This window comes from Novipirellula artificiosorum, from assembly GCF_007860135.1.
Classification (GTDB): Bacteria; Planctomycetota; Planctomycetia; order Pirellulales; family Pirellulaceae; genus Novipirellula_A; species Novipirellula_A artificiosorum.
The window spans coordinates 89,344-104,335 of sequence record NZ_SJPV01000014.1; the positions used below are offsets into that span (position 1 = coordinate 89,344).

Consider the following 14,992-nt stretch of genomic DNA (forward strand, 5'->3'; position numbering starts at 1 on the left):
TGTTTGCAGCGGGGATGCCATTGCAGCAGGGAATCCATGTGTGGTGCCAGACAACACTCCATTAACAAGTGGCAAGCAGAGGAGATCAGATCGTGAAGTATCTAGCGTTAGCAATCGGATTGTCGTTCTCGTTGGTGTCGTGGTCGTACGCGGAGCGGCCTGCCGTGCCCGAGTCCGCCGTGCCCGAGTCCACAGACGCAAACGCGGTGGCGTTCGCGATCCCCACCTTCCACTGTTTGGGAATCTACTGGTCGCCTGCGGGCGGTGCAGCGGACAAAGAGGTGCTAATGCGTTACCGGCAACAAGGGGCTTCCGAATGGCGTGAGGCTCTGCCAATGCGATACAACCCGATCCCTGAGACCGACGACGAACTGACCGATTACCGGGGCAGCATCGTCCATCTCAGCCCGGCCACGACCTACGAGATCCAATTGACACTGGCTGGCACCGCCACCTCCACAAGCTTTGCCGCGACCACGTGGAGCGAGAATTCCCCGGTCGGCGAGGTGATCAATATCGACGATCGCAAAACGCCTTTGGCGATCACCGAGTCGGGGACGCCTGATGCTTACCGAGTCTACGACGGTCAAGGTGCGACGATTGACGTGCGTCACAAGCACGACCATTGCATGACGATTGATGCTTCCTACGTGATCGTTCGAAACCTAAACCTCATCGGGGCCGGCGACGAAAAAAGCACCAGCTCCAAGCCGATCGGGGCAATCCTCGTTGAAGGCGGCCACGACATCGTCATTGAGGATTGCGATGTTTCCGATTGGGGCCGGCTCAATCCGGAGACCGGTTTCGGATTCAACTATGAATCGGCAATCTATTCTCGCAGCGACACCCTGCAACGCCTCGTCATCCAACGCTGCAAACTGCATGATCCTCGCTTTGATGGCAGCAATTGGTATGAGCCGACGTACCCCACGCACTCACAGGGGCCGCAGTGCATCAGCCTTTTCAATGCGGGGGGAAACCATGTGATCCGCTACAATGAGTGCTGGTCCGATACCGAGCACATGTTTAATGACATCATCGGTGGTGGCAGCAATGGAAGCTACCGCGGTTCACCTGGACCCGATTCGGACATCTACGGAAACTATGTGAGCCATTGCTGGGATGATGGACTCGAAGTGGAGGGTGGTAGTCGCAATGTCCGAGTCTGGGACAACTACATTTCTCAGTGCATGATGATGATTGGCAACGCGGCAGATTCCATCGGGCCGCTCTACATCTGGCGCAACGTGTGTGCGCGTAGCCAATGGCAACCGGATGCCAAAGGCGGCTACTTTTTGAAGATGGGCTTCGCTGGTGGTGAGCAATGGATGACCGGGCACATGTACATCTTTCACAATACGGTGTTCCGATCCGACGAGTGGCTGCCGACCGGCGCGCTCGGAGGTGACCGTATCGTGAAGCACACGGTTTCGCGAAACAACGTGCTGCAAGTCCGCTCGCCAGAGAATCTGATCATCAGCACAAACAAGCAAAATAGCGACAATGATTACGACTACGACCTCTTCAATGGCCAGGTGCCGGAGGGAAACGAAGCTCATGGTGTTCGCGGCGAGCCCCGTTATGTGGCGGGTGCTGGGCTGGATCCGGTGACCAAGAGCGGATTTTTTCAGTTGTCATCGGATAGCCCTGGCGTGAATGCTGGAGTGATCATTCCCAATTTCAGTGACGGCTACACCGGCGATGCCCCGGACATCGGCGCCCACCAACGTGGTGCGCCGCCGATGCGATACGGCGTTTCCGCTCAACCGCGTAGATTTTAGGAACGAATCCCCACACCCCTCAATGCAATGCAAGATGATCCGTATTTTCATTCTCACCGTCCTGACTCTTTGCACTGTGGCCCTGCTTCGCGCGGCGGATGACGCTGGCCGCCCTAACATCGTACTGATCTTTGCGGATGATTACGGTTACGGTGACTCGGGTTGTTATGGCGGGACCTTGGTCCCGACTCCGGCAATCGACTCACTCGCCAGCGACGGCATTCTTTGCACCGACGGCTACGTCACCGCGCCGGTTTGTGCGCCGAGTCGATGCGGCATCATGACCGGATCGTACAACCAACGTTTTGGCATGCAGTGGAACGAGGACCGAAAAATGTACTCGTTTGCTGATCATCAACTCCTACCCCAGGCATTGCAGCGTGCGGGCTACGTGACGGGCCACATTGGTAAGTGGAACCTCCCTATCGACGTCCGTGCGTGTTTTGACGAAGCCCATGATGTGATCGATTGGGAGGCCGATTACTTTCCCGATGCCAACGGTCACTACCGGGGTGTGGATAGCGAGGTTGAATTCGATTCCAACAAGGTTCAAGGTGTCTGGGGGCCAAAGCTGGCTGGCCAGGAATACTTAACCGACCGCATCGGACGCCATGCGGTCGAGTTCATCGAGAATCATAAGAGTGGTTCTCAACCTTTCTTCCTCTACCTTGCCTTCAACGCCGTTCATACGCCACTGCATGCGAAACTTGAAGACGCTGGTCGCTTCGGGGCACTACCCATTCCGCTAAACTTCTACGCCCCAATGGTGGCTTCGATGGATGAGAACATCGGGCGTGTGTTGGCGGTGTTGCCCGACGATACGCTGGTCGTATTCACAAGCGACAACGGTCCCGCGAAGATGCCCGTTCGCAAGTGGCCTGAGCAATGGCCGACCGGGGGTCTGGCTGGCAGCCCCGGGCCTCTCAATGGACATAAGGCGCAGTTTCTGGAGGGTGGCATTCGCGAACCGTTCCTGTTGCGTTGGCCTGACAAGTTCAAACCTGGCAGTCACTATCACCAACCCGTCAGCACAATGGACCTCTATCCGACGTTCTGCGCTGCCGCTGGCGTACCCGTTCCGGCCGGCACACAGGTCGATGGCGTCAATTTGCTGCCGTTCCTTCTGGGCGAACAAACCGGTCCCCCTCATGAGATCCTGTTTTGGAAAAACAGTTCGATTGGTGCGGTCCGCCAAGGCGATTGGAAGCTACTCATCAACAAATCGCAGCCAATGCTTCAGCTATTCAATCTTGCCGATGATCTTGGCGAGAAACATGACATGGCTGGCGAGCAGCCGGAAAGGACCGAACGCCTCCACCAAAAATGGCTCGACTGGAGCAAAGCGCTACCACCCCGAGCCAGTACCGTTGCCCAAGCAGATGCTCCTTTGGAAGGAACCCAGCCCGCGAATGAGAGCTCGGTACTTGAAAAGTCGACTGTGGACCAAAAGCAACATCGGATTGCATTGTCGGACCCCGGGGCACTTGCGAATTGGCTTCGTTACGATGGCGAATGGATTCCGATGGTGAGTGCCCACCGAGGAGGCGCAAGTCCGGGGTTCCCCGAGAACGCAATCGAGACATTTGGAAAGACTCTCGGCTGCACCTACAGCATGCTCGAGGTCGATCCGCGATTGTCCAAGGACGGCAAAATTGTGATTCACCATGATGCTTCCCTCGATCGCACCACCACAGGAAGCGGGCTTGTTTCCGATCACACACTTGATGAATTGCGGCAACTGCGACTGAAGGACACGAAGGGAAACGTCACTCTTTTTCAAATCCCCACTCTTGATGAAGCGATCGAGTGGGCGCGTGGCAAGACGATTTTAGTGCTTGACCAAAAGGATGTGCCGTTGGAATCACGCGTGCAATCCATGATTGACCATGGTGCGCAAGAACATGTGATGTTGATTATCAGTAGTGCCCGAGATGCCGCATTCGTCCATCGTAGGGACCCCGGAATAATGATGGAGATGATGGTCACCAACCGAAAACAGTTTGACGCATTTGAGAAATCTGGCGTGCCCTGGGAAAACATCATCGCATTCGTTGGTCATACGCCGCCACAGGACACCGAGTTGCTGAACATGATCCATGCCAAAGGATCTCTCTGTATGGCGGGTACCTCCCGGTACCTCGACAAGGAACTGACGATTGGCTCCGAGCAGCAGACGCCGGAACTGCAGAGTCGGTATCGTGAGCTGCTGCAACTTGGAGTCGACATCATTGAAACGGACTGTCCGTGTGAAGTTGGCAGCCTGTTGCATGAGTCTTCAAACGTGCCAGAGGTGAAAGCCCGATAGTCGTTGCGTGGTCCGCTTTTCTACCTTGCCGCGGCAAATCCAGTTTCAGGAACCTCCTTGGTCATTTCAAATGAAAACGCATTTTGGAATCCTTGTTTGTCTTCTAGTTTCGTCATCGGCACATTGCCAATGGCAGCGTCACACGGTTGACGACCTTGGGCGAGGTGCCGATGGGGTGCGCATCGAGGATGTCGATGGCGATGGCCTGGATGACATCGTGACCGGATGGGAAGAATCTGGACACATTTGCCTTTACGTGCAACCTACACTTGAGAAGATCCGAGAGCCTTGGCCGCGGGTGGTGGTTGGGAAAAGCCCGAGTGTGGAAGACGCATTCGCGATCGACCTGGATCAGGACGGCATCAAAGAGATCATCAGCTGCCATGAAGGCAAGACCCATCAGGTCTTGATCCATCGACTGCGGATCGCGACAGCGCCCGCTTCACGCTCAGACCTGTTGCAGGCGAAGAACTGGCAATCGGTTGGCATTGCCTCGTGCCAGGGCGTATCGCGGTGGATGTTTGCGACTGGATTGCGACGCGGGACCGACAAAGAGCAGGGAAAGGTGCTAGCAGTTGGTTCCAAAGACCCACAGGGGCAAGTGTCGCTCTTGCTCCCTCCTGCCGATGGAGTTGATGATTTGACTCAGTGGCGTCGGATCCAACTCCAACCCGCAGGATGGATTATGTCCTTGGTTGCTTTGGACATGGACCTTGACGGCGACGAGGATTTGGTGGTCAGTGACCGCAAAGGCTCCGATCGCGGCGTGTATTGGTTGGAACAACCGGACGATGCTGAAGCCTTTTCGGTCGCCGAGCGGTGGGTGCGCCATGAGGTGGGAGGGCACGAAAGTGAAGTCATGTTCCTGGATGCCCGTCCTGATGCGATCGTCGCTGCGACTCGTGGTGACGGAATCCTGCGGTGGGCTCGTTCGCCCAAGGGTTCAGCTGATGGTGAAGGTACGTGGCAACGTAGCCGAACCGCGGCACCGTTTGGCATTGTCAACGGAAAAGCGGTCAGAAGAATGGAGCATCACGGTCAACCCTGGTTTGTCTTCACCGCCAATCGTGGCGTCGATCGGTCGGATCATGGCAAGCCAGCCGTTTCACTGTTTTCGTTCGAGCCGTCTCTTCAGCCGATTGATATTGGCGGAGACGCGGGAGTCAAATTCGATCGAATTGAAGTCCGCGATCTCGATCAAGACGGCGATCTTGATATCCTTACGTGTGAGGAACGGGATAACTTAGGCGTCTTCTGGTATGAAAACCCAGGTTGAGCCAAGCTACCAGACGGACGTCATTTCGTAGACGACAAGGGATTCGACGGTCAAGGAACCACCTTCGGCAGAGAGCGACACCTCGCCGATGGGTTGTCCCATGTCGCGACGACTGCTGGTTTTGAAGCAGGCACCGTCCGCACCAATCATTTCGAACATTGGCCGGTCCACAAGAATACGGAAGGTGACCCTGCCGTCCTGTGTCTTCAACGGCATTTCGTCCAGCTTCTGAGCGTCGAAATCGTAGGTCGCTACGTTCTCACCAAACTTGAGTTTTGCCTTTGACGCATTGCCATTCTTCAGTGTGACAACGATATCGAAGAGTTGATCGGTGACGTCGAACTTGACCACCGGCGTGTCACGAGTGAGCTTTTTGTTCTCAACACTATTCGGGTTTAATTTGCGAAGCCCTTCGAGTTCTTTGATTGGATTGGCGAACATTCGGACGCCATCTTCGGTCGTCCGCAATGTCAAGTTGGTTGGGACCGAGAACGTTTGATTGAATGGCATGTCAGGCATATTGATCCGAGCCCACCCCACTTGAACGACACGACCATCTGGACTGTTACTGAAACACTGCGATGCATAGTAAGAGCCCCAGTGAACTTGGTGTTTTCCTTCGTGCTCTGGAGTAAAAGTGTTGCCGTCAAATTCTCCGAGCGCATACTTTGCATCCGCCGCGAAAATCACCCACTTCGTCTTCGTTGGATCCCCGTCGACCGGCAACTCGAAAATCTCCGCACACTCGAAGTAGCCTGGTAGATTGCTCGCAAGTTTCCATTCCTTGAGGTCTTTGCTCGTATAAATAGCGATGCTCCGGCCCTGTTCCGGTTGCTCGTCATAGACCGCGATCACCCAATGCTTGCCAGGTTCGTACCACATCAGTTTCGGGTCGCGGCCCTTGTGTTCAATGACCGGGTTACCTTCGTAAACCGTCCACGTCGTGCCACGGTCGGTAGAATAGGCAAGCGACTCGCCGCAGCCGGTATCGGTGAACGCCAAGACCATGGTCTTCTCGTCGCCCGTTTGCCAGCCAGCCGTGTTATTGAAATCGATGTTCCCACTTCCGGAAAAGCAGTTCTTGACGGCCATCTTTGGATGGCGGTTTTCGACATCGCCACCAAAAGGACGCAGCGCCCGATCGTGCTCCGTCCAATGGACCATGTCTCTGCTGGTGGCATAGCCCCAATACATGTTCGCCCAGTCGCGTCCAGCTGGGTTACACTGCCAGAAAAAGTGGTATTGGCCGTCGTGGTAGAACATGCCATTTGGGTCGTTGTTCCAGCCTCGCATCTGACTGATGTGAAACTGTGGACGCAGCGTCTCTTGATAGAGTGGTTGAAGGTGGCGAATTTCGTCGTTGGACTCCCACATCTCACAAATCTCGGGTGCCGCCCGAGCGATGATCTTTGCGGTCTTACCAACGTATTCAGACATATCGAGGTAGGTCCACCAGTCGATCGAGTCTTGGCTCGCCGGGAAATCGCAGTCAAGATTGTGAACAAGTTGGTCGCCCACATAAACGGTCATCCGGCCACGCTGTCCCTTGTTCGAGACAGGGAACAGGATGTACTTGCCGGTGATCTTCAGCTCTTTCGTCGTCTCCGGATGAGGATTCGCGTTCGCGGGTTCCTTTGTGGCGGGCGCCGGCCTCTTTACTGTTTTCGTGTGACTTTGCAGGATTTGGTCGACGTTGATGTGACCCCATCCGCCGCTTGAATCGTCGACGATTTGAAGGATGGCTTTTTGACCCTTCCGATCTTGAACGTCCCAGTTTTCCCAATTCAGAAACTCGCTGCCTCCGGGTTGCAGGTTGGGACCTGTGGCGGACTGAACGATTTCGCCAGCGATGATCAGGTTGATGCAAGTCTTTCCCTCGTGACCACCGCCACCGATCAGAAACTTGATGAAATCACGCTCGATCGTGAACTCAGGTGAAGTCAGCTTGCCCTTCGATTTGTCCCCGCCGAGATACGAATTCACAAGTCCCTTTCCTTCGAATCCAGTGACCTGCATCTGACCGGGAAGTGTTCCTTGTGCCGGGCTCGTGCCGAATGCCTCGCCTTCGACTCTCCACTCGCCGTAGTTTGCCGTCTCGAAGCTATTGATCAAAATGTCGTCCTGGGCGTCACCAACCGATGGCGTCACGAAGACAAACAGCAATAGTGAAAAACAGATGACAAGCCCTACTGCGGCATCGCAACCGTTTGCGAGCTTCCACGCAGAAGCGAACCTGTTGCGGTATAAAAACGATCTGCCCGAAAACGGAGAAAGTCGCCTATTCATACTGGTTTCCATAAGAACCGGATCTTTAATAAAGTGGCTGGGTGTTGAACGAGCAAAAGACCTGACTTGACCGCGGCAACTCGGTGCGACGGCAGGTTGCATCGCATAGGCAGGAAACAAATTGTACTGAATTTTGAAACCGATTTCCGGATGTGCCCCCTTTTACGTTGCGATACGATGTCAATTTTTCGGATTAATCGAGGCCGAGCTGGACGGCGCCAATTTATGAGCGGCAAGGCGCTAGCCGCCGGTTTTACCCATGAACGACCTGCCGCAAACGGCTTGCCGCTCTGCCGGAGATTGATTCGGAGAATGACTGAAGATCGCACACAAAGTGGCGCTGCCTATGTCTATTTCGATCATCTTCACCCTTGCGGGGTCATCCGAATACGGTGTCAGGAACGAATCGCCGCCAGCGGCGCAACGGGGGCTTTTCAAGATGCAGCCCGGTCACCCTTGCCGTGCAAATGCTCAAGCCTCAAGGGAAGGTGGACCTAAAGACTCGCACTTCGATAGCCACTCAAGAAAGCCCGCGTAGACCCTATCACCCGAGAGTTCGTTTTCGCAAATTTGCAAGACGCGAAGCGCCGTCTCTCGCCTCAAATCGCCGTCGCGGATGAGGCGAATGCAAGCGTCGCTGAATCGATCCGGCTGGTCCGCGACAAACATGCTCTCGACAGTAGCGGCGGGCAAGCCACGTGTATTGTGTGGGTGCGCCACCAGCGGTTTTCCAAAGCACATCGACTCAATCGACTTGATTTTAAGCCCACTGCCAAAGCGAACTGGATTAATGGCTATATCAATCTTTGTGTAAAAGTCATCAATCTGTGGAACCTGGCCTAGGAATTGAACGCGCGGTACGTTCCACGTCGTTTTCTGACAAAGGCCTTGAGCAACCTGTCCGGCAACGATGAGCTCTGCTCCGGTCATTTGATGGATCCGACTCCAGCAATGCTGCAAGAACCATCGAAGCCCATCCACGTTGGCGGCGTTGTTGGACCCGATAAACCCTAATCGAATCGTCTCCGAATTCGAGTCCTTTCCCGACACAAATCCTGGCTGCTCCACACGAAGTTCCGGCTGATGTCCAACCACGATGACTTTGCTTTTCGGGGCCATGGAGCGGAGCGTTTTCGCCTCGTCCTGCTGAGTGGCGAGAATCAAATCAAACCTTTGCAGTGCGGTCGCCTCTTCCTCTTTTGAGATCTCAATCCAATGGGATTCCTCGTAGTCCGAAAACTGCTGCTGCCGAACATGAAGCAAATCATGCGTGTCGACGATGGCTCGGAAACCTCTCTTTTCGATAGGGAATGCGTCAAGCAAGTTCGCCCAGACAACGTAGACGCTTAAGACAAAATCAGGTCTGAGTGATTTAATAAGCGATTTGAATTGCAGCGGGGCGTGCGGCCAACGATAGGTTTCCAGGGTGACCGGAGTGCGCAGAGGCGAATCCACCTGGTCGTTCTCTTTAAAATCTGTATTTTGGTTTCGCCCCAGTCTCTTGCTAACAATGGACGCCATTCGATCGCGGAGGCGGGTTCCGCAAGGGGAAAAATCCACGAACGAGAGGCCCGCCTCGTGCCCCAGGGTAAGATCCAAATCCGTCCGCTCGACGAGATAAAAGATGGACAACTGGAAACCGTTCTTGCGAAGAGACTGCAGCAGCGACCATGTACGCTGCTGCGCGCCGTTCTGGCGGCGCCAAAACGGCTGATCCGTTACGACGAGGATGGTTTTCATTTTGGAATGCCAAGTTTATGGCAAACTCCGTGAACGGTAACTCGTGAACTCACCCCACGAAATGCATGCCCGAATCATATGGGAAACCCATTCGTCGGGTTGTTTACGATGCCGCTTGAGTCGGTAGAGCAACGATTGATAGGATGCGTCAAGCAGAGCAACCATCCGACGAGAACCTTGCTTATTGAAAAGGACATTGGCTTGCCCTTGGCCGACATAATAGGAACGTATATAGCGTTCGGTTGCTCGATCAGCCGGGACGATGTGTTGAACTTTGGCATTGGGAACCCACCGCCCTTTCCCGCCAGCGCGAGCGATCTGTTCGAGGACATGGGTCTCTTCTCCCCCAATCATTGCCGAACGAACGCGTCCTAGCATCGGGTCGTAGAGATAGACGCGCTGAAAATCTGTCCTTATCGCAAAATTTGCTCCATACGGCAAACGGTCTTCCGTCAAATCAACCGGTGTCTCACCGATGTCTCGCGCGGCATACACAGGCTTGCATTTCTCCCAGGTCGACTCAATCCATTCGGGGCGACCAGGCGGTTCGAACCACGGTTCGATCGCACCGCCAAAGAATGCAACCTCCGGTTCCGCTTCGAAAGCATCAACGTAGGAAACCAGCCAATTCTTGCAAACGAGAACATCATTGTCAGTCCATACCACATAATCGCCCGACGCCTCGGCGACCGCACGATTGCGGCACGGCGTGAGCCCCTGAACGGGCTCGAACAGGGACACGATCGGCAGTAATCCAGAGAAATCATCAATCACCTGAGCGGTGTCGTCGGTCGAGTGATTGTTGACGAGAATCAACTCCCACGAAAAACGACCGTCCGTGTTGATTTCGCAGAGTCGCTCAAGGGTTCGACGCAGCAATCGCGACCGATTCCATGTGCAAATTGCCACGCTGATTTTCATTGGAAAGTCATAGGGTTCGCGGGTTGCTATTGAATGTGTCCGAGATCGACGATCTGCTGGTAAAAATCGCTCACCGGATTGCTGCCATATCGTTGACGAATCCGCCTGCCTGCGAGTTCTCCCATGGACCGCCAATCCCCTCGTTTTTTCCAGGCGGCTTCCAGCGCGGCGTCGAGTAGTTCAACGGTCGCTGCGGCAGCAAGGAACCCCGTTTCTCCATGATCGATCAGTTCGCGGTTGCGTCCGACATCGGTGGTAATGCAGATCCGATTGCAAAGCATCGTTTCCACCACAGCCAATGCCGCACCTTCAAAACGCGAGGGCAGAATCAAACCATGGTGATTTCCCCAAATGTCTTCGACGTTTTGAGCGAAACCAGCTAGCTGAATGTGGGATTGTAGGCCGTAACGCTCAATCAAACCTTCCATCTGCGTGCGATTGCCTTGTGAATCTCCAAACAAGCGAATACAGAGGTTACGATCACGCCACTTTTCTTGTTTCAACAAAGGGATCAGCAGGTCTTGGCCTTTCGAAGTGAAGTGAATTCGGCCAACACAGGCGAGCTGCAACCGACCCTGGTCGGATGGCCAGCAGGGATTTGCATTCCACTGCACATTGAACGGATTGTCGACGATTGCCGCGTTGTGAAGCTCGATGGCAAGGTTGGTTTCGACGCGGTCGAGGTTCTCTTGTGAAACGAAGAAAACCTTTCTTGCATTGCGGTATGCCGCGCGAAACTCCTCGAGATCGGTTTCCTCAAGTGCCTCGGTGCTGGCGGCCTGGACATTGATCGCATACGGGATTTCCCGCCGAATCAATTCGGTCGCTGGTGTGACCGCGTCGAGGTGGTAGCCGAGTATGACCAGAACAAAATCAGGCTTTTCGCGGGCGATCCAACGGCGGACGTGGCTTGTTTCGCTCTCAAGGTTCCGCGGGGACGTCATTCGGTAGGGCCAGGATCGCCAAGTTGGATCACGGCGTGGCCAAATCGTTGCACCAGCCGAACGCAAATGATCCAGTTCAGGCGCTGCATTTTCCCACCAACGGTAGTTCACGGTCACTTGAATATCGTTGTTGAGAAGCCGGTGAGCCACTTTGGACCAAAGGACCTCACTTCCCCCCCAAGGCATTCCCGTCATCGAAGAGTAGAAGCCGACTTTCACCTTACAAAACCCAAAATACCCAAGCCCGTGGTTTGAAATGAGCGATGCTAAAACCCTCATTCCATGCCGAAGCAATTCCTACGCCGCGTTCTATCGTGGCGTGATCGTTGCGGCAGGCAAAGGGGGTGTCGCGATTCGTTCGCCTGAATTTTGAAGGTCGAACCGATTGGGTTGCGCAAACACCGATGAAGCATTGAGTGCGAAGCGGAACTCGTCGTTTGTCGGCTCACCAAATCCGACCCCCATGACCTCCAACAACGTACCTCTTGCACTATGCACCTTAATGAACGCCAAATTGTAGTCGACTAAACTTCGCTCGTATTCGGTTTCGGCCTTGGTCGCGCGGATCTGAGCCTCCAAAACCTCCTCCACATGCACGTCGCCTGCTGCATGACGTTGGGATTGCGCTTGCAAGCGAATCTGAGCTGCTTCGCGGCTATGGGCCATCGATTGCATGGCTCCGTAGGCGCGGTCCAATTCAATGAATGCAGTACGTAGCTCCGCCGAGATGTGCCGACGTTGTTCCGCTGCAATCGCTTGCTCGCGGCATAATTGAAGATGTGCATGACGCACTGCTGCGTTCTCGCGACGGTTGACGACCGCTCGGCTGTATTCGATTCCAACCTGCCAACCTTGCAAAGCGTCACTGAACAAAGCCGTGTCGGTGGCCGTGGACGGGTCGTCAGCCAATCGACGGTACTTTCCAATCAGATCCACTTGGGGACGCTGAAGATTCCGGGCCGCTTTCAGTTCTAAGGTTCGCTTGTTGATTGCCGAAAGCTGCTTGCGAAGTTCGATGCGTTTCGTCTGGGCCAGTGCATCGCTTTCTTGCCAATCAAAGCGCAGCGGTGCTTCAAGCGGCAGCCCCGCTGGATGGATCAACTGAGTGCTGCATGTGGGAAGAGCCATCAACGTCCTGAGTCTCAGCTCGACATTGTAGACTCCCGTTTGACCCGGGATGGTACCACAGATCGCATTGCGGACCCCAGCTTCTGCGGAATAGTACTGCTGTCGGGCTAAGGCTTCGACATCGGGCGGGCTGACCGCTTGGGCGACCCGCTGCTGTTCGCGTTGCCATGCTTGCCGCGCGTTTTCCAGTGCCGTTTGTTTAGCATTCAAGTTCTGATAAGCAAAGAACAGCTCCCAGTAAACGATTGCGACATCACGAACCAGCTCGGATACGGATTGTTCAACCTCCACTTGTGCTTGATGGTGATCAAGCTGCGAAATCAGCACACCTCGGTACATGCCTGGCTTAGCCAGAGGGCCAGCGATTTGATTAAATTGGGTTCCTGCACCTCGCATCAGCGGGTGTCGCGCCTCGGCTCCATAGGCAGCATAAAATCCTCCGGCCAGGGTTTGGTCATAGCCGCCGACGCCACCAAGCGACACCTTGGTTCCCGACCGCAAAATGCGTCCCACTCCGAGTTTCGCAAGCGTCTCTGGCTGTGCAAAAACACCGAACTGTCCACTCGAAAAGGCGGAGTTGACTGAATTCCCGCCACCATTGTAGACGAGGCCGGACTCGAATTGAGTGTCAAATGCCGAGAGGCTCGCGTCGATGCCGAGGTTGGGATCGCTTCGTAACACAGCGGGATCGAATGTGGTCCGCACCGCACTGGGAAACGTCAAGACACGACCGCCACGGTCTCGGATCACGGTACTGTTGTCGAGTGCTAGCTTGACCACATCATCAAGGGTTAGATACCAGTGCGTTAGGCTGTCAAAGTCGTCCGCAATGGGCGGTGACGGCTGCTCCGTTGACTCCACAAAGACATCGGTTTGGGAAAGCGAACTCGGCTGAGAGAACGAGACTTGTTGCAACCGGGACTCGTCATCGATCTCCGCTCGACTTGCGGACGTGCCCCCAGAAAGGTTTGATTCGGACAAATGGCGGGTTCGCGAAGACTGGCAGCCCGCAAAGCATGCAACCGGCAAAGCGATCAGCATGAATGCCGTTGCGAAACGACGGCGGCATGCTAGCAAAGAGGAGTGCATTGGCGGCAAAATAGGCGTTGAGTAGATCGCTTTGTGTTTGTCAAGCTTTAACCATTATCGGAATGGTAGTGGGGACGTATCATGATCATCGTCGCCACCCGATAGAACCGCCTAACCTGTAAACCTTACCGCGTTAAAGTGAATTCGTCTGCTTCATCGGTTCGCCAAATGCGACGTATTTGCCACGTTTGATTTTGCGACCTCGAATTCGGTAATCGATCCCTCGCCATGTGATATTCGTGATCAAGAAACACCTCAGGAAGCTAAGTGGCGCGAGGAGTTGTGCGAACACGATCCAGATCGGTAGCATCAGCAACGACGTGACGCGAACAGCAGCAGCCAATTTACCATTTGTTTGACGGAAATCCGTGTCCGTCGTGACTTTCAACGGACTTGGAAGTCCGTCGTACGGTAAGAACTCTTTTGCCTCTCGCCTGAAACCAAACCACCTGGGCTTTGCCTCCTCATTCGAGAGTTGTCGACAGACACTCCATTGGCATAGTGCAACGAGCAGCACATTCGAGAGTTCGAATCCCGCGAACACGAGCAGTGCCATACGGATGGATGCCATGTCGGATCGCATCCAACCGACGAAGGCCAAACCAGCGGCGAGCAGCGGTACGATGAAAGACAGGATTCCATAGCCTACGGTTGCGGGCCAACTGGGGTGATAGAGCTTTGCCGTCAGCAGTTGTCGAGGTATCCACTTCATCAAATCGCCAAGGGTACAGGATTCTCGGTTGACCATCATGACGCTCGGTACAAAAACCTGGCGATAGCCGTGCCTGCGCAAAACGCGATAGAGCATCGTGTCCTCGCACAGGGCGTAAGACCACTTTTCCAGCAACCCCGTCTCGAGCAGGACACGACGCCGGATGGCCAAGCTTCCACCCCACGCAATTTTCAACAAAATCATGTTGACCGATGCAGGCACGTTCCAAAGATAACGCAACAAAGAGGCTCCGGCAGCATCCGGAGGATCGTACCAACGATTGCCTGTGGTCGCTCCCACTTCGGAGCATGCGAGCGGAACGACCAATTCTGCTAGCCAAGTCCGATGCGGGACGCAGTCAGCATCGCACAATGCAATGATCTCAAACGATGGATCCAGCTCACCAATCGCCTGAACAAGGCTACTGCACTTGAGACTGCAGGTCTCAGCAGGATGCTCCAGAACACTCACGCTCAAACGCGGATTGGACTCGAACTCTCGCAGGATCTGCTGCGATGGATCTTGGTGGCTGTCGACGACAACATGTAACTCGTAATCGGGATAATCCTGATCTAAAAGCCGAGTGATACACTGCCGCAAAAACGGATCGGCACCGCGTAGGCAAAGGACGATCGCGGCCAGGGGAGTGTAGTCGGTGTCAAGCGTGGGCTTGTTGCGAAACAGGATCGCGGCAAAGGTCAGTGCAAAGCAAGTTTGGATCGCTACGATCAGAACAACGGTCCAACAGATTGCATCCGCGATTGTCACAAAAGAAAATCCCTTTTCGGATAGCTTCACAAAGAACGAGCA

General features: G+C 54.7%; 9 protein-coding genes. 3 read left to right on the forward strand and 6 right to left on the reverse strand.

Annotated elements, in window-relative coordinates:
• Positions 1-92: 92 nt before the first annotated feature.
• The 3 genes from Poly41_RS27730 to Poly41_RS27740 all read left to right on the forward strand — a co-directional run bounded on the left by Poly41_RS27730 (position 93) and on the right by Poly41_RS27740 (position 5,362).
• Positions 93-1,781, forward strand: coding sequence for a right-handed parallel beta-helix repeat-containing protein (locus Poly41_RS27730; protein ID WP_146530627.1), 1,689 nt, complete (start codon positions 93-95; stop codon positions 1,779-1,781).
• A gap of 34 nt (positions 1,782-1,815) precedes the next feature.
• Positions 1,816-4,086, forward strand: a complete 2,271-nt coding sequence (locus Poly41_RS27735) for a sulfatase-like hydrolase/transferase (RefSeq protein WP_197231702.1) — start codon at positions 1,816-1,818, stop codon at positions 4,084-4,086.
• 70 nt (positions 4,087-4,156) lie between these two features.
• Positions 4,157-5,362 carry an FG-GAP repeat domain-containing protein gene (locus Poly41_RS27740; protein WP_146530629.1) on the forward strand — a complete coding sequence of 402 codons (1,206 nt, stop codon included), beginning with the start codon at positions 4,157-4,159 and terminating at the stop codon, positions 5,360-5,362.
• Positions 5,363-5,368: 6 nt separating this feature from the next.
• Here the strand turns inward: Poly41_RS27740 and Poly41_RS27745 are convergent, their stop codons facing one another.
• The 6 genes from Poly41_RS27745 to Poly41_RS27770 form a co-directional block, all read right to left on the reverse strand.
• Positions 5,369-7,648: a glycoside hydrolase family 32 protein gene (locus Poly41_RS27745; protein ID WP_197231703.1), complete on the reverse strand. Its 2,280-nt coding sequence runs from the start codon at positions 7,646-7,648 to the stop codon at positions 5,369-5,371.
• Positions 7,649-8,119: 471 nt separating this feature from the next.
• Positions 8,120-9,388: a glycosyltransferase family 4 protein gene (locus tag Poly41_RS27750; RefSeq protein ID WP_146530631.1), complete on the reverse strand. Its 1,269-nt coding sequence runs from the start codon at positions 9,386-9,388 to the stop codon at positions 8,120-8,122.
• A 15-nt stretch (positions 9,389-9,403) separates the two neighbouring features.
• Positions 9,404-10,297 carry a glycosyltransferase gene (locus Poly41_RS27755; RefSeq protein WP_197231704.1) on the reverse strand — a complete coding sequence of 298 codons (894 nt, stop codon included), beginning with the start codon at positions 10,295-10,297 and terminating at the stop codon, positions 9,404-9,406.
• Positions 10,298-10,335: 38 nt separating this feature from the next.
• Complete coding sequence (locus tag Poly41_RS27760) at positions 10,336-11,472, reverse strand: glycosyltransferase (protein WP_197231705.1); 1,137 nt, start codon at positions 11,470-11,472, stop codon at positions 10,336-10,338.
• A gap of 90 nt (positions 11,473-11,562) precedes the next feature.
• Positions 11,563-13,296, reverse strand: coding sequence for a TolC family protein (locus Poly41_RS27765; protein ID WP_231615994.1), 1,734 nt, complete (start codon positions 13,294-13,296; stop codon positions 11,563-11,565).
• Positions 13,297-13,603: 307 nt separating this feature from the next.
• Positions 13,604-14,950: a glycosyltransferase gene (locus Poly41_RS27770; protein WP_231615995.1), complete on the reverse strand. Its 1,347-nt coding sequence runs from the start codon at positions 14,948-14,950 to the stop codon at positions 13,604-13,606.
• Between the last annotated feature and the right edge of the window lie 42 nt (positions 14,951-14,992).